Genomic DNA, 20,805 nt, shown 5'->3' with positions numbered 1-20,805 from the left:
CCCGAGCCATCACGGACCATCGCGCATGACCGCCCATACCGCACGCCGCTTCTCCAACCGCCCCGACTCGTTCGGTGCCGGTGCGTGCCCGGTCCTGTTCGGCATCTCCCCTCCTGTCGCACCTCCTCGCGCCTGCCTGGCCGGCTCGCCTCCACCGCCGCCCATCAGCGCCTGATCGCCCGCCCACTGCGGTCGATCCCAACGACTTTTCGGTTTCGCCCATACCGCACCGTTTCGGTGGCGAGACCCATGCCGTTTTCGACAGGAATTTCTCATGCGTTTCGACAAGACCTTCTGGGGCAGCTGTGCCTCTACCACGCTGTTCGTCCTGCTCTGGGGCAGTGGCGCGATCTTCGCCCGCCTGGGCCTCGACCATGCCTCGGCCTTCGCCTTCCTCACCCTGCGCTTCATCCTCGCCCTGGGCGTGCTGCTGATCATCGGCGTCCTCGCTCGCAGCTGGATGCCAGTACGCGGCCAACGTCTGCGCACGGCGGGCACCGGCCTGCTGATGATCGGCGGCTACTCCATCTGCTACCTGCTGGCACTCGACCAGGGCATCACCCCCGGCGTGCTGGCGACCCTGCTCGGCGTGCAACCGATCCTCACCCTGATGCTGCTGGAGCGGCGCTTCGCCCTGCTGCGCCTGATCGGCCTCGGCCTGGCGCTGCTCGGGCTGGTGCTGGTGGTGTGGCAGAGCATCGGCCTGGCGCGCTTCTCCGCCGGCGGTATGGGATATGCGCTCGGCGCGCTGCTATGCATGACGCTGGGCGCCATCGCGCAGAAGGGCCTTAACCAGACGCCGCTGCAGACCCTGCCGCTGCAGTATGCGGTGAGCCTGCTGGCCTGCGCCGTGCTGCTGCCGTTCCAGCATGTGGCGGTGGAGTGGTCGCTGGACTTCCTGGTGCCGCTGCTGTGGTTGGGCATCGTCATCTCGGTGGTGGCCCAGCTGCTGCTGTACCGGCTGATCCGCGCCGGCAACCTGGTCAACGTCACCAGCCTGTTCTACCTGGTGCCGGGCGTGACGGCGGCGATGGACTACCTGTTCCTCGGCAACGCCATGAGCGGCCTGAGCCTGGCCGGCATGAGCGCCATTCTGCTCGGCCTGCTGCTGGTGTTCCGTAAGCCCAAGGCTGGCTAGGCGCCGTAGAGCAGGCGCTCGGCCAGATCGTCGGCGACGCGCGCCGGCGAGCGCTTGTCGGCCTGGGCGTGGGCGTAGATCTCGGTCAGGCGCCGGCCGATCCGCGCCAGGTGCGCGGTGATGGCCGGCAGCTCCTCGCCGCGGTGCTTGAGCGCGACGTAGATCAGCCCACCGGAATTGATCACGTAGTCCGGTGCATAGAGGATGCCGCGCCCCTCCAGCTCGTCGGCGACCTCGGCGCTGGCCAGTTGGTTGTTGGCCGCGCCGGCCACCGCCGCGCAACGCAGCTCGCCCACCGTCTGCGCATTGAGCACGCCACCCAGGCCGCACGGCGCGAGGATGTCGCAGGGCGTGGCGAGCAGCTCCTCGCCGCTGACCGGCTGGGCGCCGAGCTGCTCCACCGCCAGCTGTACCCGACCGGGATCGAGGTCGCTGACATACAGCAGCGCACCGGCGGCGGCCAGCTGTTCGGCCAGGGCGAAGCCGACGTTGCCGAGGCCCTGGATGGCCACGCGCAGGCCGTCCAGATCGTCGCTGCCGAGGCGTGCCAGGGCGCTGGCACGGATGCCGGAATAGATGCCCATGGCGGTATGTGGCGAAGGGTCGCCGGCTGCGGTGGTGCTGGTCACGTGCTGGGTCTGCTGGGCGATGCAGTCCATGTCAGCGCTGGAGGTGCCGCTGTCGACCGCGGTGATGTAGCGCCCCTTGAGCGACTCGATCATGCGCCCAAAGGCTTCGAACAGGAGGCCACGGTTATCCACATGCGGCGGACGGATGATCACCGCCTTGCCGCCACCCTGCTCCAGGCCGGCCAGCGCAGCCTTGTAGCTCATGCCCTGGGCCAGGCGGATGGCGTCACGCACGGCGCTCTCGTCGTCGGGGTAGGCCAGGTAGCGGCAGCCACCCAGCGCCGGACCGAGCCGGGTGTTGTGGATGGCGATGATGGCCTTGAGGCCGGTGGCAGGGTCATGGGCAAGATGCAGCGCTTCGAGCCTGGCGCTTTCCATCATGGCGAACATGGCGGACTTCCTCGCTGGCTTTACAGGCCAGTATAGGTCGACCGCCAGGCCCGACCCGGCCGGCGAGTTATAAGCCGGCGCGGGCAGATAACCTCAGCGCCCTTGCACCTTCCACCAGGTGCAGAACTCGTCCAGCGCGTCCCAGATCGGCACCTGCGGCTCGTAGTCGAGGTACTGCCGGGCTCGCGAGATATCCAGGCTGAAGTCGCGCGCCATCACCGCCACGCCGAGGCGGAACAGCGCCGGCTCCGGGCGCCCGGGCAGCAGCTTGCACACCGTCTCGTTGAGCGTCGCCGCGCCATAGGCCAGAGCGAACGGCATGCGTTTGGTCACTGGCGGCAGGTCGAAGCGGCGCAGCACGAAGTTGACCACGTCCCACAGCGGCACCGGCGCGCCATTGCTGATGTTGTACACCTTGCCCAGCGCCGGGCCGGCGGCCAGCAGGCTGCTGAACAGGGCGTCGTTGAGGTTCTGCACGCTGGTGAAGTCGACCTTGTTGAGGCCGTCGCCGATCATCATCAGCTTGCCCTTGCGATGCATGCCGATCAGCCGCGGGAAGATGCTGGTATCGCCGGCACCGGTGACGAAGCGCGGGCGCAGGGCGATCACTTCCAGACCGAACTCCTGCGCCTCCATGACCTTCTGCTCGGCCAGGTACTTGGTGGCGCCGTAATGGTCGACGAAGTTCTTCGGCACCTGCTCCTCGCGCAAGCCCACATGGGACTTGCCGTCGAAGTACACCGAAGGCGAAGACAGGTGCACCAGGCGCCGCACCTTCTGTCCCAGGCAGGCCTCGATCACGTTCTGCGTCACCGCCACGTTGGCCTGGTGGAAGTGTTCGTAGGTACCCCAGGTGCCGACCGCGCCGGCGCAATGCACGACCATCTCCACGTCGCGACACAGCTTGTGTACCAGGTCGGCATCGGACAGGTCGCCCTGGACGAATTCCGCACCACGCTTGACCAGGTGCTGCACCGCCTCGGGGCGCCGCCCGTTGACCCGCACCTGCAAGCCCTGCTCCAGAGCGAAGCGGGCGAAGCGCCCACCGATGAATCCGCTCGCCCCTGTTACCAGAATCTTCATCGCCTCATTCCCCCGTGGTTCTTGTTCTGCCTGCGACTCTAGCAGCAGGCCGGCCCTGCGCCGCTTGCCGTGGCGGCCAAATCCGAGTCCTTGCGGACCCGCGCGGTTGATTTTTTTGACACTCGTAAAGCAATTTGCACGCTTCTTGCAAAATATTTGACGATTTCAAACCTATGTCACCCATCTACACGCGGAGCCGTGCGACATGCCGTTGCGTCTGAAGCTTGCCCTGAGTTTTCTCCTGATCGGTCTAATTCCAGTATTGGCGATGACCATGACGGTCTACCAGCAGGCCAGCCAGGCCCTGCGCGAGCAGTCCCTGAACGCCCTGGAAGCCGTAGCGAATATCAAACAACAGCAGTTGCAGGACAGCTGGCAGTCGCGCCACAACCAGCTCGGCACCCTGGCCAGCAACCTCGGCACCAGTTACGCCGGCCTGGATGGCGCAGCTCTGGTCAGCACCGCCAACTACGACCGTCCGATCTTCCAGAATTTCGCCGAGACCTTCGGCTACAGCGAACTCAAGCTGATCGACAAGGACGGCAAGGTGCTGTTCAGCCTGCGCCGCGGCGCCGATTACCAGCAGAACCTGGGCGATGCCGCCTGGCGCGACACGCCTCTCGGCCGCGTGGTGCGCGCGGGCCTGGATAGCGGCCAGGCCGAGATCGGCGACCTGGCAGTGAACAGCTCCGGCGGCGAACCCAGCCAGTTCCTCGCCGCCCCCGTCGAGGAAGAAGGCGAACTGCAACTGTTGCTGGTCCTGGAGCTGCCACTGTCCGAACTGAACCGGGTGATGCAGACCCGCCAGGGCCTGGGCGAAGCCGGCGAGACCTACCTGGTCGGCCCCGACGCCCAGCTGCGCTCGGACTCCGCGCGCTTCGACAACCATCGCGTGGCCCGCCAGGGCGAAGCCGGCGAGCAGCTGCCGGGCGCCGCCATCGGCCGCGCCCTCAACGGTGAGCAGGGCCGCCTGGCCGAGGCCGGCCTCAACGGCCAGCCAGTGCTCAAGGCCTTCGTGCCGCTGCAGCTGGATGACCAGCACTGGGCGCTGATTGCCGAGATGGATCAGAACCAGGCCTTCGCCCCGGTGCGAGAGCTGATGTGGCAGATGGTGGTGCTGGTCCTGCTGACCATCGCCGGCGTGGCCCTGGCCACCTGGCTGGTCAGCCGCAGCGTGATGCGCCCGCTCGGTGGCGAGCCCAGCAGCATGGCCGAGCTGGCCCGCCGCCTGGCCGCCGGCGAGCTGCGCCTGAGCGCCGAGGGCGGCGATCACAGCGGCCTGATGCAGGCCCTGCACGAGATGGCCCGCGCCTGGCGCGACGTGGTCGAGCGCCTGCGCCAGGCCAGCCAGGCGGTGGGCAGTGCCAGCGGCGACATCCTCGGCGCCGCCGGGCAGACCAGCAGCCGCCTGGACGAACAGCAGGAGGCCCTGGAGCTGGTGGTCAGCGCCGTCGACCAGATGGCCGCCACCGTGCAGGAGATCGCCAGCAACGCCAGCCAGAGCGCCGATGGCAGCGCCGCCGCACGCGATGCCTTCGTCACCGTGCAGGGCAGCCTGCAGCGCATGATCGGCCAGCAGGACCAGCTGCTCGCCGGCCTGCGCGGCGCAGGCCAAGTGGTGCAGACCCTGGCCAGCGACAGCCAGCAGATCGGCTCGGTACTCGACGTGATCCGCGGCATCGCCGAGCAGACCAACCTGCTCGCGCTCAACGCCGCCATCGAGGCGGCTCGCGCCGGCGAACAGGGTCGCGGCTTCGCTGTGGTCGCCGACGAGGTGCGCAACCTGGCCCTGCGTACCCGCAGCGCCACCGAGGAAATCGTCACCATAGTCGGCGCCCTCGGCGACTCCTCCGGCGAGGCGCAGGCGCGCATGCAGGGTTCCAGCGAACAGGCCCAGGCCCTGGAGTTGGAAACCCAGGCCGTGCTCGCCTCGCTGGGCCATCTGGACGACTCGCTGCAGGGCGTGCACGCGCTGGCCTTCCAGATCGCCGCAGCAGCCGAGGAGCAGGCGGCCACTACCCAGGAGGTCAACCAGCACATGCACCGCCTCAACGACATGACCGGCGAGAACCGCCGCACCGCGGCCCACACCCGCGACTGCGGCGAGCACCTGCGCAAGGTGGCCGGCAGCCAGGAACAGCTGGTGGCGCAGTTCCAGCTCTAGCTCGCAGCTCCCCGTCGGCGAGCGGCTACACCAGCCACTCGCCCACGCCCTTCTCCAGGTGGCGAGTGAGCTGGTTCAGCAGCTCGCCGCCGTTACGCCAGTGGTGCCAGTACAGCGGCACGTCCAGCGGGCGATCTGGCAGCAACTCGACCAGCTCACCGCTGGCCAACTGCTGGCGCACCTGCAGCTCCGGCACCAACCCCCATCCCAACCCGGCGCCCGCCAAGCGAATGAAGCCCTCCGACGAAGGGCACAGGTGATAGCTGAACGCCCCATTCAGTCCCAGGCTGGCCATGTAGCGATGCTGCAGCAGGTCATCCGGGCCGAACACGATGGCCGGCGCGCGCGCCATGCTCTCGGCAGTGACCCCCGCGGAGAAGTGCCGCTCAATAAAGGCGGGACAGGCCAGCGCGCGATAGCGCATCGCGCCCAGCGGCAGAGCGCGGGCGCCGGCCACCGGCCGTTCGGCGCCGCATATGCAGGCGGCTACCTCACCCGCACGCATGCGCTTGAGGCCGACGTCCTGGTCCTCGACCACATGGTCCAGCAGCAGGCGGTGCTCGGCGACGAAATCGCCCATCAGCGGCGCCCACCAGGTCGCCAGGCTGTCGGCATTCAACGCGATGCGCAGCCGCTCGGCCGGCTGGTCCCCGGCCAGGGCCGGCACCTGGCCTTGTAGGTCGCGCTCCAACAGGCGCACCTGTTGCACATGGTTGAGCAGGCGTCGACCCACCTCCGTCGGCCCCGGCGGCGTGGCACGCAGCAGCACCGGTTGGCCGACCCGCGCCTCGAGCAGCTTGATCCGCTGCGACACAGCCGATTGCGACAGACCCAGCAATTGCGCGGCACGTTCGAAGCCGCCCTGCTCCACCACGGCGGCCAGTGCCGCCAGCAGTTTGTAGTCAAACATAAGAATCCCTAATGAGAGATCAGCATGATTTGTTTTTCTTATACAACTGAGCACCCCAGACTGGCCAGCATCGCAACCGCTACAAGGACTCCGCCATGACCGGCGAAACCAATCTCGGCACCCTGCTCGCCAGCCTGTCGCCGCGCCTCAACCCCGGCCGCTTCGTATTCTGCAATGTGCCGCAGCCAAGCGTGGTGCAGATGGCCGCTGCCCTCGGCAGCTTCCGCGAGGCCGAAGGCACCACGCTAATCATCGCCCGCGAAGAAGCTGACCGCCTCGGCCTCGCCTACGACTACCTGGCCGCCTGGATCACCCTGGAGGTGCACTCCTCGCTCGCTGCCGTGGGCCTCACCGCCGCCTTCGCCACGGCGCTGGCCAAGCAGGGCATCAGCTGCAACGTGATCGCCGGCTACCACCACGACCACCTGTTCGTCGCCGAGGCCGACGCCGAGCGAGCCGTGGCCGTGCTGCAGCAACTGGCCGCGGAGAGCCGCTGATATGTGGCAGAGCTATCTCAACGGCATGCTGGTGGCTGCCGGCCTGATCATCGCCATCGGCGCGCAGAATGCCTTCGTCCTGGCCCAGAGCCTGCGCCGCGAACATCACCTGCCGGTGGCGGCGCTGTGCGTGCTGTGCGATGCCATCCTGGTCGCCGCCGGCGTGTTCGGCCTGGCCGCCGTGCTGGCGCAGAACCCCACGCTGCTGGCAGTGGCACGCTGGGGCGGCGCCGCCTTCCTGCTCTGGCTGGGCGTCCAGGCCCTGCGCCGGGCGCTCAACCCGCAGGCCCTGCAACGCCAGGACAGCGCGCCACGCTCGCGCCGTGCCGTGCTCCTGGCGGCGCTGGCGGTGACCCTGCTCAACCCGCACGTCTACCTGGATACCGTACTGCTGATCGGCTCCCTCGGCGCCCAGCAGCCAGTGCCCGGTGCCTACGCCCTGGGCGCGGCCAGCGCTTCACTGATCTGGTTCTTCACCCTGGCCCTGGGCGCCGCCTGGCTCGCGCCCTGGCTGGCGCGCCCGGCCACCTGGCGCCTGCTCGACCTGGCGGTAGCGGCGATGATGTTCGCCGTGGCCTGGCAACTGATCGCCCACGCGCCCGGAGCATGACCGCAGCGGCGCCGCGGCGTTATGCTGCGGCGCTCTGACCAGGCCCTGGGGGGCGCTCTTGGATACGACGGTGTTTGCCGTGGTGATGGCCGCCGCGGCGCTGCATGCGGGCTGGAACGCCCTGCTGAAGATCGGCCTGGACCGTTACCTCACCGCCTCGCTGATCCAGATCGGCGCCGGCTGCATCGCCCTGCCGGCGCTGCCCTTCTTCGGCCTGCCGGTGGCCGACGCCTGGCCCTGCATCGCCGTCTCCGCGTTGCTGCACATCGGCTACAACATCTTCCTCTCGCGGGCCTACCAGCATGGCGACCTGTCGCAGGTCTATCCCATCGCCCGCGGCAGCTCGCCCCTGCTGGTGGCGCTGCTCGCCCTGCTGGCCGGCGACGCGCTGCACGCGGGGCAATGGCTGGGGCTGTTGGTGCTGGTCGGCGGCATCTGGCTGATGGCCTGGCGCGGCAGCCATGGCGGTGCCGCGCTCAATGGCCCACTGCTGTTCAACGCCCTGGCCACCGCGGCCTGCATCGCCGGCTACACCCTGGCCGACGCCCTCGGCGCGCGCAGCAATGGCGACGCCATCGGCTATGCGCTGTGGCTGTTCGTGGTCAACGGCGTGGTGGCGACCACGGTCATCACCCTGCGTCGCGGGCCGCGCATCTTCCTCCAGCTCGGCCCGCACTGGCGCGGCGGCCTCGGCGGCGGCGCCATGTCGATGCTGGCCTACAGCCTGGTGATCTGGGCTACTACCCAGGCGCCGGTGGCCATGGTCTCGGCGCTGCGCGAGACCAGCGTGCTGTTCGCCCTGCTGATCGGCTGGCTGTTCCTCAAGGAGTCGATGCCGGCGCTGCGCCTGCTCGCCTGCGCGGTGATCCTCGCTGGCGTGGCACTGATGAAACTGGCCTGATTACCTGCACTTCCTGCCCCGCTGCCGGTCCCAGCAAGAGGCCGGCAAAGCCCATGGCACCGGCTTTCCCACACAGTTGCTGCGTGGATAAGGCCAGGGTCGGGTGCTATGATCCCGGCCTCGCGGCACATTAAAGAGTACAAACTCGTAGCCGCCCGATTTCCGGCCGCCCCGTGAACGGCCACGTGCGAATCGCACATATCCCTACCGCTGATGAAGGAGATAGACCATGGCTTTCGAATTGCCGCCGCTGCCGTACGAGAAGAACGCCCTCGAGCCGCACCTGTCCGCCGAGACCCTGGAATTCCACCATGGCAAGCACCACAACGCCTACGTGGTGAACCTGAACAACCTGGTGCCGGGCACCGAGTTCGAAGGCAAGAGCCTGGAAGAAATCATCAAGACTTCCTCCGGTGGCGTGTTCAACAACGCCGCGCAGATCTGGAACCACACCTTCTACTGGAACTGCCTGTCGCCGAACGGCGGTGGCCAACCGACCGGTGCCCTGGCTGACGCCATCAACGCCACCTTCGGTTCCTTCGACAAGTTCAAGGAAGAGTTCAGCAAGGTCTCCATCGGCACCTTCGGCTCCGGCTGGGGCTGGCTGGTGAAGAAGGCCGACGGCTCCCTGGCCCTGGCCAGCACCATCGGCGCCGGCTGCCCGCTGACCAGCGGCGACACCCCGCTGCTGACCTGCGACGTATGGGAACACGCCTACTACATCGACTACCGCAACCTGCGTCCGAAGTACGTCGAGGCGTTCTGGAACCTGGTCAACTGGGACTTCGTGGCGAAGAACTTCGCTGCCTGAGTCACCTGATGCACCACGAAGAGCCCGGCCCTGTGCCGGGCTTTTTCGTTTACGTGACCGGCGGTCAGAACGGACTCAAGTATTGCCCTACCCCTTACGAAAAAGATGGGGATATGACGTAATGGCCCTTTGACGGCTCCCTCGCATTTGCCAATACTCACAACGGTCATGAGCCTCCGGCGGCGAACAAGGAATACGCATTTGAAGCTGGACCTGAAAAACAGCCTGTCGCTGAAACTGCTACGTGTTGTTCTGCTGTCGGCATTGGTGGTCGGCGTGGTGCTGAGTTGCGGTCAGATCGTCTACGACATCTACAAGACCCGTCAGGCCGTAGCCAGCGATGCTCATCGCATCCTCGGCATGTTCCGTGACCCATCCACCCAGGCCGTCTACAGCCTCGACCGCGAGATGGGCATGCAGGTCATCGAGGGCCTGTTCCAGCACGAGGCCGTGCGCTACGCCGCCATAGGCCACCCCAACGAGCCGATGCTCGCCGAACGCTCACGCGAACTGCAGCCCAGCGCCACCCGCTGGATCACCGACCCGATCCTCGGCCAGGAACAGACCTTCACCACCCAGCTGGTCGGCAAGGGCCCGTACAGCGAGTACTACGGCGACCTGACCATCACCCTGGATACCGCCAGCTACGGCGAGAACTTCATCACCACCTCGGTGATCATCTTCGTCTCCGGCGTGCTGCGCGCCCTGGCCATGGCCCTGGTGCTGTACATGGTCTACCACTGGCTGCTGACCAAGCCGCTGTCGAAGATCATCGAGTACCTCACCAACATCAATCCGGACCGCCCCAGCGAGCACAAGCTGCCGATGCTCAAGGGCAACGAGAAGAACGAGCTGGGGTTGTGGATCAACACCGCCAACGACCTGCTCGCCTCCATCGAACGCAACACCCACCTGCGCCGCGAGGCGGAGAACAGCCTGCTGCGCATGTCGCAGTATGACTTCCTCACCGGCCTGCCGAACCGCCAGCAACTGCAACAGCAGCTCGATCAGATCCTCGACGACGCCGGTCGCCTGCAACGTCGTGTGGCCGTGCTGTGCGTCGGCCTCGATGACTTCAAGGGCATCAACGAACAGTTCAGCTACCAGACCGGCGACCAGCTGCTGCTGGCCCTGTCCGATCGCCTGCGTAGCCACAGCGGCCGCCTCGGCGCCCTCGCCCGCCTCGGTGGCGACCAGTTCGCCCTGGTTCAGGCCGACATCGAGCAGCCCTACGAAGCCGCCGAGCTGGCGCAGAGCATCCTCGACAACCTCGACATCCCCTTCGCGCTGGAGCAGCAGGAAGTCCGCCTGCGCGCCACCATCGGCATCACCCTGTTCCCGGAAGACGGCGATAGCACCGAAAAGCTGCTGCAGAAAGCCGAACAGACCATGACCCTGGCCAAGAGCCGTTCGCGCAACCGCTACCAGTTCTACATCGCCAGCGTCGACAGCGAGATGCGTCGCCGCCGCGAACTGGAGAAGGAGCTGCGCGAGGCGCTCAACCGCAACGAGATGCACCTGGTGTTCCAGCCGCAGGTCGACTACCGCGACCACCGCGTGGTCGGCGTCGAGGCGCTGATCCGCTGGCAACACCCGCAGCACGGCTTCGTGCCGCCAGACCTGTTCATCCCGCTGGCCGAACAGAACGGCACCATCATCGCCATCGGCGAATGGGTGCTCGACCAGGCCTGCCGCCAGCTGCGCGAATGGCACGACCAGGGCTTCAGCGAGCTGCGCATGGCGGTCAACCTGTCCACCGTGCAGCTGCACCACGCCGAGCTGCCGCGCATGGTCAGCAACCTGCTGCAGGTCTACCGCCTGCCGCCGCGTAGCCTGGAGCTGGAAGTCACCGAGACCGGCCTGATGGAAGACATCAGCACCGCCGCGCAGAACCTGCTCAGCCTGCGCCGCGCAGGCGCCTTGATCGCCATCGACGACTTCGGTACCGGCTACTCCTCGCTGAGCTACCTGAAGAGCCTGCCGCTGGACAAGATCAAGATCGACAAGAGCTTCGTCCAGGACCTGCTCGACGACGAGGACGACGCCACCATCGTTCGCGCCATCATCCAGCTGGGCAAGAGCCTGGGCATGCAGGTCATCGCCGAGGGCGTGGAAACCGCCGAGCAGGAAACCTACATCATCGCCCAGGGCTGCAACGAGGGTCAGGGATACCTGTACAGCAAGCCGCTGCCGGCCCGCGAGCTGACCCTCTACCTCAAGCAAGCCCGCCGCCTGACCAACGCAGGCAATCCCGCCACCCTCTGATACCCCGTCGCCCAACTGGCGATGGGGCAGTAGTAGCCGCCATGAAGCCAGCCCTCCTCGCCCTGTGCCTGACATTCGCCAATGTGGCAGTGGCCGAGGAGAGCAGCTGTCACCTACGGGTCGGCTGGGAAGAGTGGTTCCCCCTGATCTACCAGCAGGATGAACAGCTGACCGGCAACGAGTACGAGCTGCTCCAGCAACTGGCCAGCGGCGCCGGCTGCAGCCTGGAATTCGTGGAGATGCCCTGGGCCCGAGCCCTGCAGCTGCTCAAGCAGGGCCAGCTGGACATGCTCTATGGCGCCAGCCGCACCGCCGAACGTGAAGCCTACGCCCAGTTCAGCCAGGCCTATCGCCAGGAGCAGATGGTACTGGTGGTGCGCGCTACCGAAGGTCCCCGCCAACAAGAACTCGGCAGGCTGTCGTTGGTGAACTGGCTGGCCGAGCCACGCCCCAATGGCCAGCCCCGCGTGCTCGGCCTGATCCGCGGTTTCTACTATGGCGAAGCCCTGGAAGCCATCGTCCGCGACCCGGCCGCCCACACTCAACGCATGGAAGTGCGCTGGGACCAGCAACTGCATCAGGTACTGAGCCTCGGCCGCATCGATGGCTACCTGGTCGAGGCCAGCGTGGCCCAGGCCCAGCAGTCGGTCGGCGGCCAGCCGATGCAGCTGTTCGCCGTCAGCGAGCACCCACAAGAGCCCATGCACCTGATGTTCTCGCGCAAGGTTGAAGAGCAGGTGGTGGAACGCTTCGACGAAGCCATCCGGCAGAGAGCCGACAATCCCTGAGCACGGCGATATGATCAGCGTTTTTATGGTCAGGGAAGCACCATGCAGTTCATTCAAAGATTAGCCCGTGGATTCCTGTGGCTCATCGGCCTGCTCTTCGTATTTTTGGTACTGACCTATACGGCTCTGCTGGCGATTAACTGGAAAGACGATCCCGCCTCAACTGCAGTCCGACACCTTGCTGAAACCCATGCCAACCGCGCGGTAGTTGCTGACAGGAACAATGCCTACCTCTATCTGCTGGGCATCACGGCCAGCGAAGGACAGTCCCCCATAGCGCTGGGTGGCAAACGCATCGAATGGATGGCCTGGGCCGCTCAGCAGCCCCAGACCGCAGAGCTGATTGAGCCCCAGCACCCGCGCTGGCCGGATCGCAGCAAGGAACTGCCGCTGTTCGTAGAGCCTCTGATAGACGCGTGCAAGAGCAACAACGGCCAATGCCTGCAGCGCTTGAGCAACAATGAGCAACGCGTTGATGAATGGCTCGAACTGGAGCAACTGCATCTGCAGCGCTACCTGGAGCTAATCCAGCTGACCTCCATGTACGAGCCGCTCCCCTACAACTTGCACTTTTCCTTCCCGGAATATCAGCACGCGCTAGGTGGTCAGCGACTCCTGCTTGTCAACGCCTGGCAACTCGCCCGCCGGGGCGACATCCAGCAGGCGCGTAACCTGCTACAGAACGACCTGCTGTTCTGGCGCATGGCACTAGCCAATTCTGACCTCTTGATTAGCCGCATGATTGCCAGCGCAGCCATCAACCAACACTTCCTGTGGTCAATTCAGCTTTTCCAGAATCAGGACGGCTATGCCGGATTGCTGCCCATCGACGCCTGGCGGGCCCCCATGACCGAGAGCGAACGCTCGTGGGACAGGACGCTCAGCGGCGAAATGATCTTCGTAGATGGTTACCTGCAGCAGATGAAGGCGCGTGAGCTGAACTGGCTCGCCAACCAAGACGAAGACGCGCTGATACAACGAGTCGTCAAAGTCCTAACCCCGCCGTTGTTGCTCAAGCAAGCCTCGCTCAATCGCTATGCCGAATTTCTGCTCGAACAGCGCGATCTGCTCGCAGTGCCCTACGCAGAGATGGAAGAAGCACGAGAACGCTCGATGCAACTGGAGCGCAGCCGCACCCTAGCCGGGTTCAAGCCGAAGTACCTGCGCAATTTGGGAGGCGTATTGCTGGAGATGCAAGCTAGCGATCAGGGGTTCACGAACTATTACCTGCGTATTGCTGACCTGGAGGGCTTGCGTCGCGCTAGCCTCCTGCTGGCAGAGATGCGCAATCAACAAGTCACGCCAGACCAAATACCCGAATACCTACAACATAACGAGCTGCAGGATCCCTACCGCGAACAGCCATTCGGATGGGACGAAAAAAGCGGCAGCCTGCTATTCGAAGGCCTGAGCGAAAACGGTACCTACCGACTGACTTATTGAAGCAAGACCTGTGGCGCAGCGGTCTCCTACTCTGTAATCCATAGAACCGGGAGTTCCATATGTCCCTCCGCACTCTCTCCATCCTGCTGATCGCCGTTGCCCTGAGCGGCTGTGCCTCGCTGATGCCGCGCGATCCGCTGCGCATCGATCTGGTCGGGCTGGAGCCGTTGCCGGCGCAAGGCATGGAGATGCGCTTCGCGGTGGTCCTGCGGGTGCAGAACCCCAATGACAATCCCATCGATTACGACGGCCTGAGCGTCGAGCTGGACGTCAACGGCCAGCCGCTGGCCAGCGGCGTGAGTGACCAGAGCGGCCAGGTGCCGCGCTATGGCGAGGCGTTGCTGCGGGTGCCGCTGAGCGTCTCCGCGCTGTCGGTGATGCGCCAGGCCTGGGCTGCGGCCGGTTACCAGAATGGTCGCGGGCTGCCCTATGAGCTGAACGGCAAGCTGGGCGGTGGCCTGTTCGGCACCGCGCGCTTCAGCGATGCCGGCACCCTCAACTGGCCGCAACAACCACTCACTCAGTGAGCCTGCTAATGGTCCTCGGCAGGGACTGAGGCGACCTTCTCGCCCGGCTCCTTGCCCTCGCTGGCGTGGTGCTCGATCACCGCGTTGAGCTCGGCGCCGAACAGCAGCACCGCCGACGAGATGTACAGGTAGAGCAGGAACACGATGATCGCGCCGATGCTGCCGTAGGTGGCGTTGTAGTCGGCGAAGTTCTGCGCGTAGAAGCCGAAGCCCAGCGAGGCCGCGATCCACACCAGCACCGCCAGCACCGAGCCCGGGGTGATGAAGCGAAACTCCTGCTGCACGTCCGGCGCGAGGTAGTACACCGCCGCCACCACGATCATCAGCATCAACACCGCCAATGGCCAGCGCAGCCAGGACCAGAGCAGCACCACCGTCTGCTCCAGACCGAACTGGCCGGCCAGCCAGTTCATCGCCTGCGGCCCTAGCACCATCAGCGCGGCCACCATCAGCATGATCAGCGCCACCGCCACCGTGTACAGCAGCGACAGCGGAATGCGCTTCCACGCCGGCCGTGCGTCGTCCACACCGTAGGCGCGGTTCATCGCCGCCATGGTCGAGCGCACGGCCGCCGAAGAGGTCCACAGCGCCAGCAGGATACCGATGGAAAACAGGCCGCCCTTTTGCGTCTGCAGCTGCGCGATCACCGGATCGACCAGGCCCAGTGCCTCGCGCGGCAGCAGCAGCGCGGCCTGCTCGTGCAGCCAGTCGAAGATCGGCTGAGCATCCAGCACGCCAATCAGGGCAATGAGAAACAGCAGGAAGGGAAACAGCGAGAAGAACAGCTGGAAGGCCAGCGCCGAGGCGTAGGTGGGCAGCTCGTCGTCGACGAAGTCACTGACCGTCTGCCGGGCAATGGTGCGCCAGGACACCCCGCGCAAATCGATGAAAGCCATGCATCCTCCGCCGCGTTCTCCTGCAAGGTGGGACGGCGGCGCAGGCGGATCGGTTCGACCAATCGCCCGCAGGCAGTAAAAGCCCTATACAATCTGCGGCCTTTACGTTCGACCGAGGCCTTTCCATGAGTACCCTGCCACCCTGCCCCAAGTGCAGCTCCGAATACACCTACGAAGACGGCGCCCAGCTGGTCTGCCCGGAGTGCGCCCACGAGTGGTCGGCCGATGCCTCCGCGCAGGATGCCGATGGCGACCGCGTGATCAAGGACTCGGTGGGCAACCTGCTGCAGGACGGCGACAGCGTCACCGTGATCAAGGACCTCAAGGTCAAGGGCTCGTCCCTGGTGGTCAAGGTCGGTACCAAGGTGAAGAACATCCGCCTGGTGGATGGCGACCACGACATCGACTGCAAGATCGACGGCATCGGCGCGATGAAGCTGAAGTCGGAATTCGTGCGCAAGGTCTGACGCACAGCTGCCAGCCCAGCGACTAGGCTGAAGAGAACGGGCGCACTAGGCGCCCGCCCCTCGGGAGAACACGATGCGCAGTCTGTCGCTGCTTCTGCTCCTGATCTTCAGCCCGCTGCTCGCCGCCGAAACCTGGCGCGTGGTCGGCGACGAACAATTCGCCCCCTACAGCTTCGTCACCCAGGACGACGACACCCCGCGCGGCGTCGACGTGGAGATGGTCGAAGCGGTCATGCGCCAGGCCGGCATCGCCTACAACCTGCGCCTGTACCCCTGGGAGCGGGTCAAACGCATGCTCGAGCGCGGCGAAGCCGAGATGGCCTTCCAGTTCGCCGGCACCCCAGAACGCAAAGAACAGTACGAACTGGTCGGCCCCATCCGCACCGGCTCCACCGTGTTCATGACCACCCACAAGACGGCGATCACCGACTGGCAGAGCCTCGACGACTTCAGCCCGTTCGTCATCGGCCAGGTACGCGGCTACGCCTACGAGTCGAATTTCGACAAGGCCGACCTGCGCCGCGACACCAGCGCGCAGAACCCGCGCCAGCTGGTGTCCATGCTGCTGGCTGGGCGCATCGACATCATCGTCGGCGACCGCACTCAGCTGCTCTATTTCATCCAGGAACAGCGCGCACAGGCCAGCGTGCGCCTGCTGCCCAAACCACTGGTGGAGATGCCGCGCTACGTCGCCTTCGCCAAGGGCGACGAGGCCCGCGCCAAGCAGTTCGCTGCCGCGCTGAAGCAGGTCCGCGCCAGCGGCGCGCTGCAGAAGATCCTGCGCAAGTGGGAGGAGTAGCGCCGCCGCTACAGCTGGCGAATCATCAGGCTGTGCTCGCCGCCCCATGCCTGGAAGCGTTCCAGCATCTGCCAGCCACGCTTCGCGTAGTAGTCGGCACGATCATGGGTATGCAGATAGAGGCTGCGGTGGCCGCGTTCGCTGGCCGTTGCACAGATGCTCTCGACCAGGCGCTCCGCCAACCCCTGCCCGCGCATCTCGGGCAAGACATAGACACACGCCAGCCACGGCGCCAGCTCGGGGCGCTGGGGCAAGTCATCGCGCGCCAGACCGGCGCAGCCGAGCACTCGCCCCTCGTCCAGGACGATCCGCATCTGCCAGTCGCCATTCTCCTGACCAGCGCGAAACTCCGCCTGCCAGTCGGCCAGCGCCTGCTCGGCGAACTCATAGGGGAACTGTCGGTACAACCACGTAGCAACCGTATCGCAGTGCTCGGGGTGGGCGCGTAACCAATCGAGTTTCACACAGGCTCCAGCGGCAACGGATAGACAGCGCCCGAGTATCCCGGACACCTGCGCACCTAGCTACTGCACCGGCAGGAAGTTGATGAACAGCAGGCTCTGCGCGTAGTTCACCCCGAGGCGCCGGTAGCGCTCCTCCAGCACATGGGTGAGCAGGTCCAGGCGCGCCGTCATCTTGCCGAACTCCACCGCATAGCTGAGGTTGCCCTCGTCGTTGGATAGCAGCAGCGGGCGGCCCTGCTCGTCGCGCCGTTGGGCGAGCATCCAGGCGGCCTTCTCGATGTTGCGCGCGGCGTTGTGGATGAACTGCGCATCGAACGAATCGGTCAGGTAGAACTCGGTGCGCCCGCCGTGGGCGGTGATCAACATGCTGCCCAGCGAATAGATGAAGGCGCCGACGCGGTCGCCCTGGAAATCCGGACTCAATGAGTAGCTGAGCGCCGCCACGTCGCGCCGGCCGCCAAGCTGCGGCAACGGCTGGTTCAGTTCGATGGCCTGGTGGATCGCCTGCTCCGCCGCCGTGCGGTTCGGCAGCCCGGTCTTGCGCCACTCGCGCGGGTTGCGCTGGTAAAGCTTGCCCAGCAGCAGGTACAGGCTATTGAGGTTGTTGCGCATGGCCAGGGTGGCCATGCGATCCACGTCGCTCTGCAGCAGTTCGCCGGGTTTGAGTTCGGTGGTTTTGCTGATGATGCTGGCGTGGTCCAGTTGCCCGGAGCAGCCGCCCAGGCCCAGCGCTACCCCTAGCGCCAGCACCGAGCCCAGTCGCCAGGCCTTGGCTGAATTCATCGGATTGCCCCCGCTCTCCCGTGAACCCTCGGCTAGCAGTAAAGCGCAAAAAACCGGACTTGCTCCGCGCTGCGCTCAAGCGGCCGCGCGCGCGGTGAGCGCAACGGCTCTAGCACGCGGCTTTCCCGCCTCGCCTGCAGTGCCTCTCAGCCTTGCACCCAGCAACCAGACGAACGGCGCAAGTCGCTCTTTTACATAGGATTTACACAGCCGCCGGGAAAGTATCGCGGTGCATACAGTCGAACGCAGTAACCGGAAACCTCCGGTGATACAGGAGTCTCGACCATGCTTTCGCGTATCCCCCTCATTACCGGCCTGATCGCCAGCCTTGCTCTCGCTGGCGAGCAACAGGCCCAAGCGGCAGACGGCGGCGATGTGGCCGCGGGTGTTGCGGTCGGCGCCATCATCGGTGGAGTTATCGCCAGCCAGCGACCGGCTCGGGTCTATGAGCCAGAGCCGGTCTACTATGCGCCGCCACCGCCTCCGGTGGCTTATTACCCGCAGCCGGTCTATGTGGAGCGGCCGGTGTACTACAGGCCGGGGCCGGTGTATTACGTGCCGGCGCCGCGTCACCATCACAAGCACTGGCGTAAGCATCATCGTCGTCATCATCACGACGACTATCGCTGGTGACTGGGAGCCCCGCTTTGGCGGGGCTTCTTCTTTTCTGGGAGGTGGTTTGGTAACTGACTAGTTGTTCAGCTGTGGCATTGGGCCAGCATCCTGGAGTAAGGTCGGGGCATCGACTTGCAGGGATGCATTCATGGCCGTTGACGCCGCGATTCCTCGCTCATGGACCTGGTTGCTGGCTTCTTCATTCGGCGCCTCCCCTCTCGCATTTCTCCCTAATCGCGTTCCTCGTCTTTCGACTACAGGTTGCGCCTTGCACGGCGCGTCACTTTCTCTTGTTTGCCCAAGAGAAAGTAACCAAAGAGAAGGGCACCCCGACATCCGGGTCTCGCTGCGCTCGACTCCCCTCCTTCCGGCGCCGCTCCGGGGGCCGTCACGAAGGGACGTCCCTGTCCCTTCGTTCCTCGCTCGGCGTCCATGCCTCGCGCCCCCCTACGCAACACCTCCACTCGGCCTACTGACGGGGAGTTTGCGCGCATGAAGGTTTCGCGTTTTGAGCTAATCGGAGTTGTCGGCAGATCTCTGCTGGCGCAGCCCGAGCCACCGCACCCAAACGCCAGCACTACAGCACCGAGATCACACCAAAAGATCGGGCCGGGATCATGTCCCGTCAGGAGGCTGAGTGGAATCGTTGTGTAAGGGGTTGAGCGGCATGGATGCCGCGAGAGACGCGATGGGCCAAGGATGGCCCTTCGCGGCGGGCCCCTGGAGCAATGATGGAACGAAGGAAGTCTCGCGCAGCGAGACCCGGATGCCGGGTGTGCTTTCTCTTTGGTTACTTTCTCTTTGCACAAGCAAAGAGAAAGTAACTCGCCGGGAAGGCGAAAAGCGTGGTGGCGGTCCCATCGAAACCCTATTGCAGTCAAATTTCACTAATCTCTCTACCAAGAAAGAATCACATACACAATGCTACCAATACAATTAATCCAAGAATCTCTAAGCATATCGTATGTAAACGCAGTTATTTCTCGCTCAGGGCTTTCACTCAATTCAGTCCAGCATGACTACGGAACAGACGTAGAAGTACGCCGCCTTTCTAAACACGGATCAAAGGTTATTGACCTAGGCCCAATAATTGAATTTCAATTGAAATCCTCCATAAACTGGAGTCTTGAGCCAGAACACGTAACTTATGACATGGACGCAGAAGCATACAATCGATACATTTATCGAAGAGACGAAGGCTATCTACCATTCGCACTAATATTATGCTGCCTTCCGCAGGACCAAAGCTCTTGGATAAATATTTGCGAAGAAGAGCTTGTTTTTAAGAAGTGCTGCTATTACTATTTTATCGACGGCCCAGCAACCACAAATAAATCATCAATAAGAATTCGAATACCTAGAAGCCAACTACTAACACCCGACTGGCTAGTCGAACAACAAAAAAAATTACTCCTTGGAGCCAAAAAATGAGCACCAACCGGAGTTTTGAATCGCTAGCCGGACGCATAGCCCTTGAAGACCTTACTGCTCACATGCTTAAGCTAGGGTGGCAGCGAGCTTCTGGATTTGGCTCTCGCAGACAAACGTTCATACATCCAGAAATGGAGGGACTGGATATAATTCTGCCAACCAATTCAAAATACTTAGGCTCAGAAAAAAGCATCTACGACACACTATCAGCATTAAGCCAAATACATAACATTACATTAACCGAATTAGCCGCAGATATCGTCAGCGACCACGCCGACTCAATGCTAATAAGGCTCGAAATACCTGACCATGAGTTCTCGATTCCTGTCGAAGATGCACCAAGACATGTAAAGGCGATTCGCAACTTAATACTCTATTCTGCCTCTTCGGAAATTGATGCAAAGCCCTATTACGATGACATCCCCTCTGGAGCCATATCTTTAATTAAAAACTTTGATTTCTGCCATACATTCAAAGGAAGCTTTGGATTTGAAATATCGTCTTCAATGTCAAAATCGAGCAAAACGCTTGACCTCTTTGAGCCGCCATCTGAAAGAAAAATCATTGAACGCGTCGCCCGTGGGCTATCACTACTAGGCAAGGCCGTCGAGTTTAACGAACCAGGAATCCTCTTAAATTCGTATGACACTGCCTTAAATTCAAAAATGTGCGATGCCATAGCAGAAATAAGCCTAGATGGCCGGATGCGCTATGACATAGAGATTGAGTGGGCATCTTGCATTGCCCCGAGTGAAGACATCGCAACTTTTAGAACACGAAGAATTGCGGAGCCGGAAGTGGAAATGCTGCACTTCGTATCAGAGCAATTAAAGATAGTCACTCCAAAAGCAGACGAAATATCTGGACATGTAGTCAACCTACATTGTGTAGACAATCCATCAAAGGATACTTCAAGAAGAACCATTTCCACACGAACCAACCATGACAAGCATGGAAAGATAGAAGTCCGCATGCAGCTAGGCCCTGAATTTTATCTAAAGGCTGTCAGCGCCCATAGCTCTGGACTTAAAATCTTGGCTAAGGGACAGTTGCAAAGGAAAGGAGGCAGCTGGACTCTTGATGCAATAACCACACTAGAACTTATTGGATCAGCAGCAGATATTTAAAACTTATCGCCCATAGCGCGCCCTCAATGAAAAAGCCCATCATTTGATGGGCTTTTCACATACAAAT

At 63.6% G+C, this 20,805-nt stretch carries 21 protein-coding genes; 15 read left to right on the top strand and 6 right to left on the bottom strand.

Features of this window, described 5'->3' with window-relative positions; genetic code table 11:
• Window positions 1-274 precede the first annotated feature (274 nt).
• Window positions 275-1,138, top strand: a complete 864-nt coding sequence (locus tag PTT45_RS03405) for a DMT family transporter (protein WP_273811535.1) — start codon at window positions 275-277, stop codon at window positions 1,136-1,138.
• Here PTT45_RS03405 and PTT45_RS03400 read toward each other — a convergent pair.
• Window positions 1,135-2,157: a Leu/Phe/Val dehydrogenase gene (locus PTT45_RS03400; RefSeq protein ID WP_273811534.1), complete on the bottom strand. Its 1,023-nt coding sequence runs from the start codon at window positions 2,155-2,157 to the stop codon at window positions 1,135-1,137. The genes PTT45_RS03405 and PTT45_RS03400 overlap by 4 nt on opposite strands.
• Window positions 2,158-2,250: 93 nt before the next feature.
• Complete coding sequence (locus PTT45_RS03395) at window positions 2,251-3,240, bottom strand: NAD-dependent epimerase/dehydratase family protein (RefSeq protein ID WP_273811533.1); 990 nt, start codon at window positions 3,238-3,240, stop codon at window positions 2,251-2,253.
• A gap of 205 nt (window positions 3,241-3,445) precedes the next feature.
• On the opposite strand from PTT45_RS03395, the gene PTT45_RS03390 reads away from it, so the two are divergent.
• The gene (locus PTT45_RS03390) at window positions 3,446-5,404 is read left to right on the top strand and encodes a methyl-accepting chemotaxis protein (protein ID WP_273811532.1); all 1,959 of its coding nucleotides are present in this window, start codon (window positions 3,446-3,448) and stop codon (window positions 5,402-5,404) included.
• A gap of 25 nt (window positions 5,405-5,429) precedes the next feature.
• On the opposite strand, the gene PTT45_RS03385 is transcribed toward PTT45_RS03390, so the two are convergent.
• Window positions 5,430-6,314, bottom strand: coding sequence for a LysR family transcriptional regulator ArgP (locus PTT45_RS03385; RefSeq protein WP_273811531.1), 885 nt, complete (start codon window positions 6,312-6,314; stop codon window positions 5,430-5,432).
• A gap of 95 nt (window positions 6,315-6,409) precedes the next feature.
• Between PTT45_RS03385 and PTT45_RS03380 the strand changes: the two genes are divergently transcribed.
• The 8 genes from PTT45_RS03380 (at window position 6,410) to PTT45_RS03345 (ending at window position 14,156) form a co-directional block, all read left to right on the top strand.
• Window positions 6,410-6,811 (top strand): ACT domain-containing protein, encoded by a 402-nt coding sequence (locus PTT45_RS03380; protein WP_273811530.1) that lies wholly within the window; start codon window positions 6,410-6,412, stop codon window positions 6,809-6,811.
• Between the two features lies 1 nt (window position 6,812).
• Complete coding sequence (locus PTT45_RS03375; protein WP_273811529.1) at window positions 6,813-7,421, top strand: LysE/ArgO family amino acid transporter; 609 nt, start codon at window positions 6,813-6,815, stop codon at window positions 7,419-7,421.
• A gap of 58 nt (window positions 7,422-7,479) precedes the next feature.
• Entirely contained in the window at window positions 7,480-8,322 is an 843-nt protein-coding gene (locus tag PTT45_RS03370) for an EamA family transporter (RefSeq protein ID WP_273811528.1), read from the top strand.
• 229 nt (window positions 8,323-8,551) lie between these two features.
• Entirely contained in the window at window positions 8,552-9,133 is a 582-nt protein-coding gene (gene sodB / locus PTT45_RS03365; protein ID WP_021701119.1) for a superoxide dismutase [Fe], read from the top strand.
• 201 nt (window positions 9,134-9,334) lie between these two features.
• Window positions 9,335-11,398, top strand: a complete 2,064-nt coding sequence (locus PTT45_RS03360) for a putative bifunctional diguanylate cyclase/phosphodiesterase (protein WP_273811527.1) — start codon at window positions 9,335-9,337, stop codon at window positions 11,396-11,398.
• Between the two features lie 41 nt (window positions 11,399-11,439).
• Window positions 11,440-12,186, top strand: coding sequence for a substrate-binding periplasmic protein (locus tag PTT45_RS03355; protein ID WP_273811526.1), 747 nt, complete (start codon window positions 11,440-11,442; stop codon window positions 12,184-12,186).
• Window positions 12,187-12,228: 42 nt separating this feature from the next.
• Window positions 12,229-13,629 carry a hypothetical protein gene (locus PTT45_RS03350; RefSeq protein WP_273811525.1) on the top strand — a complete coding sequence of 467 codons (1,401 nt, stop codon included), beginning with the start codon at window positions 12,229-12,231 and terminating at the stop codon, window positions 13,627-13,629.
• A gap of 59 nt (window positions 13,630-13,688) precedes the next feature.
• The gene (locus PTT45_RS03345; RefSeq protein ID WP_273811524.1) at window positions 13,689-14,156 is read left to right on the top strand and encodes an LEA type 2 family protein; all 468 of its coding nucleotides are present in this window, start codon (window positions 13,689-13,691) and stop codon (window positions 14,154-14,156) included.
• Window positions 14,157-14,161: 5 nt separating this feature from the next.
• Here PTT45_RS03345 and PTT45_RS03340 read toward each other — a convergent pair whose 3' ends face one another.
• The gene (locus PTT45_RS03340) at window positions 14,162-15,052 is read right to left on the bottom strand and encodes a YihY/virulence factor BrkB family protein (protein WP_273811523.1); all 891 of its coding nucleotides are present in this window, start codon (window positions 15,050-15,052) and stop codon (window positions 14,162-14,164) included.
• A 125-nt stretch (window positions 15,053-15,177) separates the two neighbouring features.
• On the opposite strand from PTT45_RS03340, the gene PTT45_RS03335 reads away from it, so the two are divergent.
• Both PTT45_RS03335 and PTT45_RS03330 read left to right on the top strand, forming a co-directional pair.
• Window positions 15,178-15,519 (top strand): zinc ribbon domain-containing protein YjdM, encoded by a 342-nt coding sequence (locus PTT45_RS03335; protein ID WP_273811522.1) that lies wholly within the window; start codon window positions 15,178-15,180, stop codon window positions 15,517-15,519.
• 73 nt (window positions 15,520-15,592) lie between these two features.
• A complete protein-coding gene (locus tag PTT45_RS03330; RefSeq protein WP_273811521.1) occupies window positions 15,593-16,318 on the top strand; it encodes a substrate-binding periplasmic protein in 726 nt (241 codons plus the stop codon).
• A gap of 8 nt (window positions 16,319-16,326) precedes the next feature.
• Here the strand turns inward: PTT45_RS03330 and PTT45_RS03325 are convergent, their stop codons facing one another.
• Window positions 16,327-16,782 (bottom strand): GNAT family N-acetyltransferase, encoded by a 456-nt coding sequence (locus PTT45_RS03325; RefSeq protein WP_273811520.1) that lies wholly within the window; start codon window positions 16,780-16,782, stop codon window positions 16,327-16,329.
• Between the two features lie 60 nt (window positions 16,783-16,842).
• Window positions 16,843-17,565: a hypothetical protein gene (locus PTT45_RS03320; RefSeq protein ID WP_273811519.1), complete on the bottom strand. Its 723-nt coding sequence runs from the start codon at window positions 17,563-17,565 to the stop codon at window positions 16,843-16,845.
• Between the two features lie 285 nt (window positions 17,566-17,850).
• Here PTT45_RS03320 and PTT45_RS03315 point away from each other — a divergent pair, with 285 nt between their 5' ends.
• The 3 genes from PTT45_RS03315 (at window position 17,851) to PTT45_RS03310 (ending at window position 20,738) form a co-directional block, all read left to right on the top strand.
• Window positions 17,851-18,198, top strand: coding sequence for a hypothetical protein (locus PTT45_RS03315; protein WP_273811518.1), 348 nt, complete (start codon window positions 17,851-17,853; stop codon window positions 18,196-18,198).
• Between the two features lie 903 nt (window positions 18,199-19,101).
• Window positions 19,102-19,611, top strand: coding sequence for a DUF4365 domain-containing protein (locus PTT45_RS22295; RefSeq protein ID WP_443218144.1), 510 nt, complete (start codon window positions 19,102-19,104; stop codon window positions 19,609-19,611).
• On the top strand, window positions 19,608-20,738 hold the full coding sequence (locus PTT45_RS03310) for a hypothetical protein (protein WP_273811517.1): 1,131 nt from the start codon (window positions 19,608-19,610) through the stop codon (window positions 20,736-20,738). The genes PTT45_RS22295 and PTT45_RS03310 overlap by 4 nt, the downstream gene beginning before the upstream one ends.
• Window positions 20,739-20,805 lie beyond the last annotated feature (67 nt).

The organism is Pseudomonas sp. Gutcm_11s (assembly GCF_028649395.1).
Classification (GTDB): Bacteria; Pseudomonadota; Gammaproteobacteria; order Pseudomonadales; family Pseudomonadaceae; genus Aquipseudomonas.
The sequence above is the reverse complement of the archived record's forward strand: the minus strand, read 5'-3'. Positions and strand labels throughout refer to the sequence as shown.

Coding starts and splice junctions, on each gene's coding strand:
- PTT45_RS03400 (WP_273811534.1), bottom strand. CDS start 2,157: ATGTTCGCCATGATGGAAAGCGCCAGGCTCGAAGCGCTGCATCTTGCC.
- PTT45_RS03310 (WP_273811517.1), top strand. CDS start 19,608: ATGAGCACCAACCGGAGTTTTGAATCGCTAGCCGGACGCATAGCCCTT.
- PTT45_RS03320 (WP_273811519.1), bottom strand. CDS start 17,565: ATGAATTCAGCCAAGGCCTGGCGACTGGGCTCGGTGCTGGCGCTAGGG.
- PTT45_RS03350 (WP_273811525.1), top strand. CDS start 12,229: ATGCAGTTCATTCAAAGATTAGCCCGTGGATTCCTGTGGCTCATCGGC.
- PTT45_RS03395 (WP_273811533.1), bottom strand. CDS start 3,240: ATGAAGATTCTGGTAACAGGGGCGAGCGGATTCATCGGTGGGCGCTTC.
- PTT45_RS22295 (WP_443218144.1), top strand. CDS start 19,102: ATGCTACCAATACAATTAATCCAAGAATCTCTAAGCATATCGTATGTA.
- PTT45_RS03335 (WP_273811522.1), top strand. CDS start 15,178: ATGAGTACCCTGCCACCCTGCCCCAAGTGCAGCTCCGAATACACCTAC.
- PTT45_RS03385 (WP_273811531.1), bottom strand. CDS start 6,314: ATGTTTGACTACAAACTGCTGGCGGCACTGGCCGCCGTGGTGGAGCAG.
- PTT45_RS03315 (WP_273811518.1), top strand. CDS start 17,851: ATGCTTTCGCGTATCCCCCTCATTACCGGCCTGATCGCCAGCCTTGCT.
- PTT45_RS03340 (WP_273811523.1), bottom strand. CDS start 15,052: ATGGCTTTCATCGATTTGCGCGGGGTGTCCTGGCGCACCATTGCCCGG.
- PTT45_RS03355 (WP_273811526.1), top strand. CDS start 11,440: ATGAAGCCAGCCCTCCTCGCCCTGTGCCTGACATTCGCCAATGTGGCA.
- PTT45_RS03390 (WP_273811532.1), top strand. CDS start 3,446: ATGCCGTTGCGTCTGAAGCTTGCCCTGAGTTTTCTCCTGATCGGTCTA.
- sodB (WP_021701119.1), top strand. CDS start 8,552: ATGGCTTTCGAATTGCCGCCGCTGCCGTACGAGAAGAACGCCCTCGAG.
- PTT45_RS03405 (WP_273811535.1), top strand. CDS start 275: ATGCGTTTCGACAAGACCTTCTGGGGCAGCTGTGCCTCTACCACGCTG.
- PTT45_RS03375 (WP_273811529.1), top strand. CDS start 6,813: ATGTGGCAGAGCTATCTCAACGGCATGCTGGTGGCTGCCGGCCTGATC.
- PTT45_RS03345 (WP_273811524.1), top strand. CDS start 13,689: ATGTCCCTCCGCACTCTCTCCATCCTGCTGATCGCCGTTGCCCTGAGC.
- PTT45_RS03380 (WP_273811530.1), top strand. CDS start 6,410: ATGACCGGCGAAACCAATCTCGGCACCCTGCTCGCCAGCCTGTCGCCG.
- PTT45_RS03330 (WP_273811521.1), top strand. CDS start 15,593: ATGCGCAGTCTGTCGCTGCTTCTGCTCCTGATCTTCAGCCCGCTGCTC.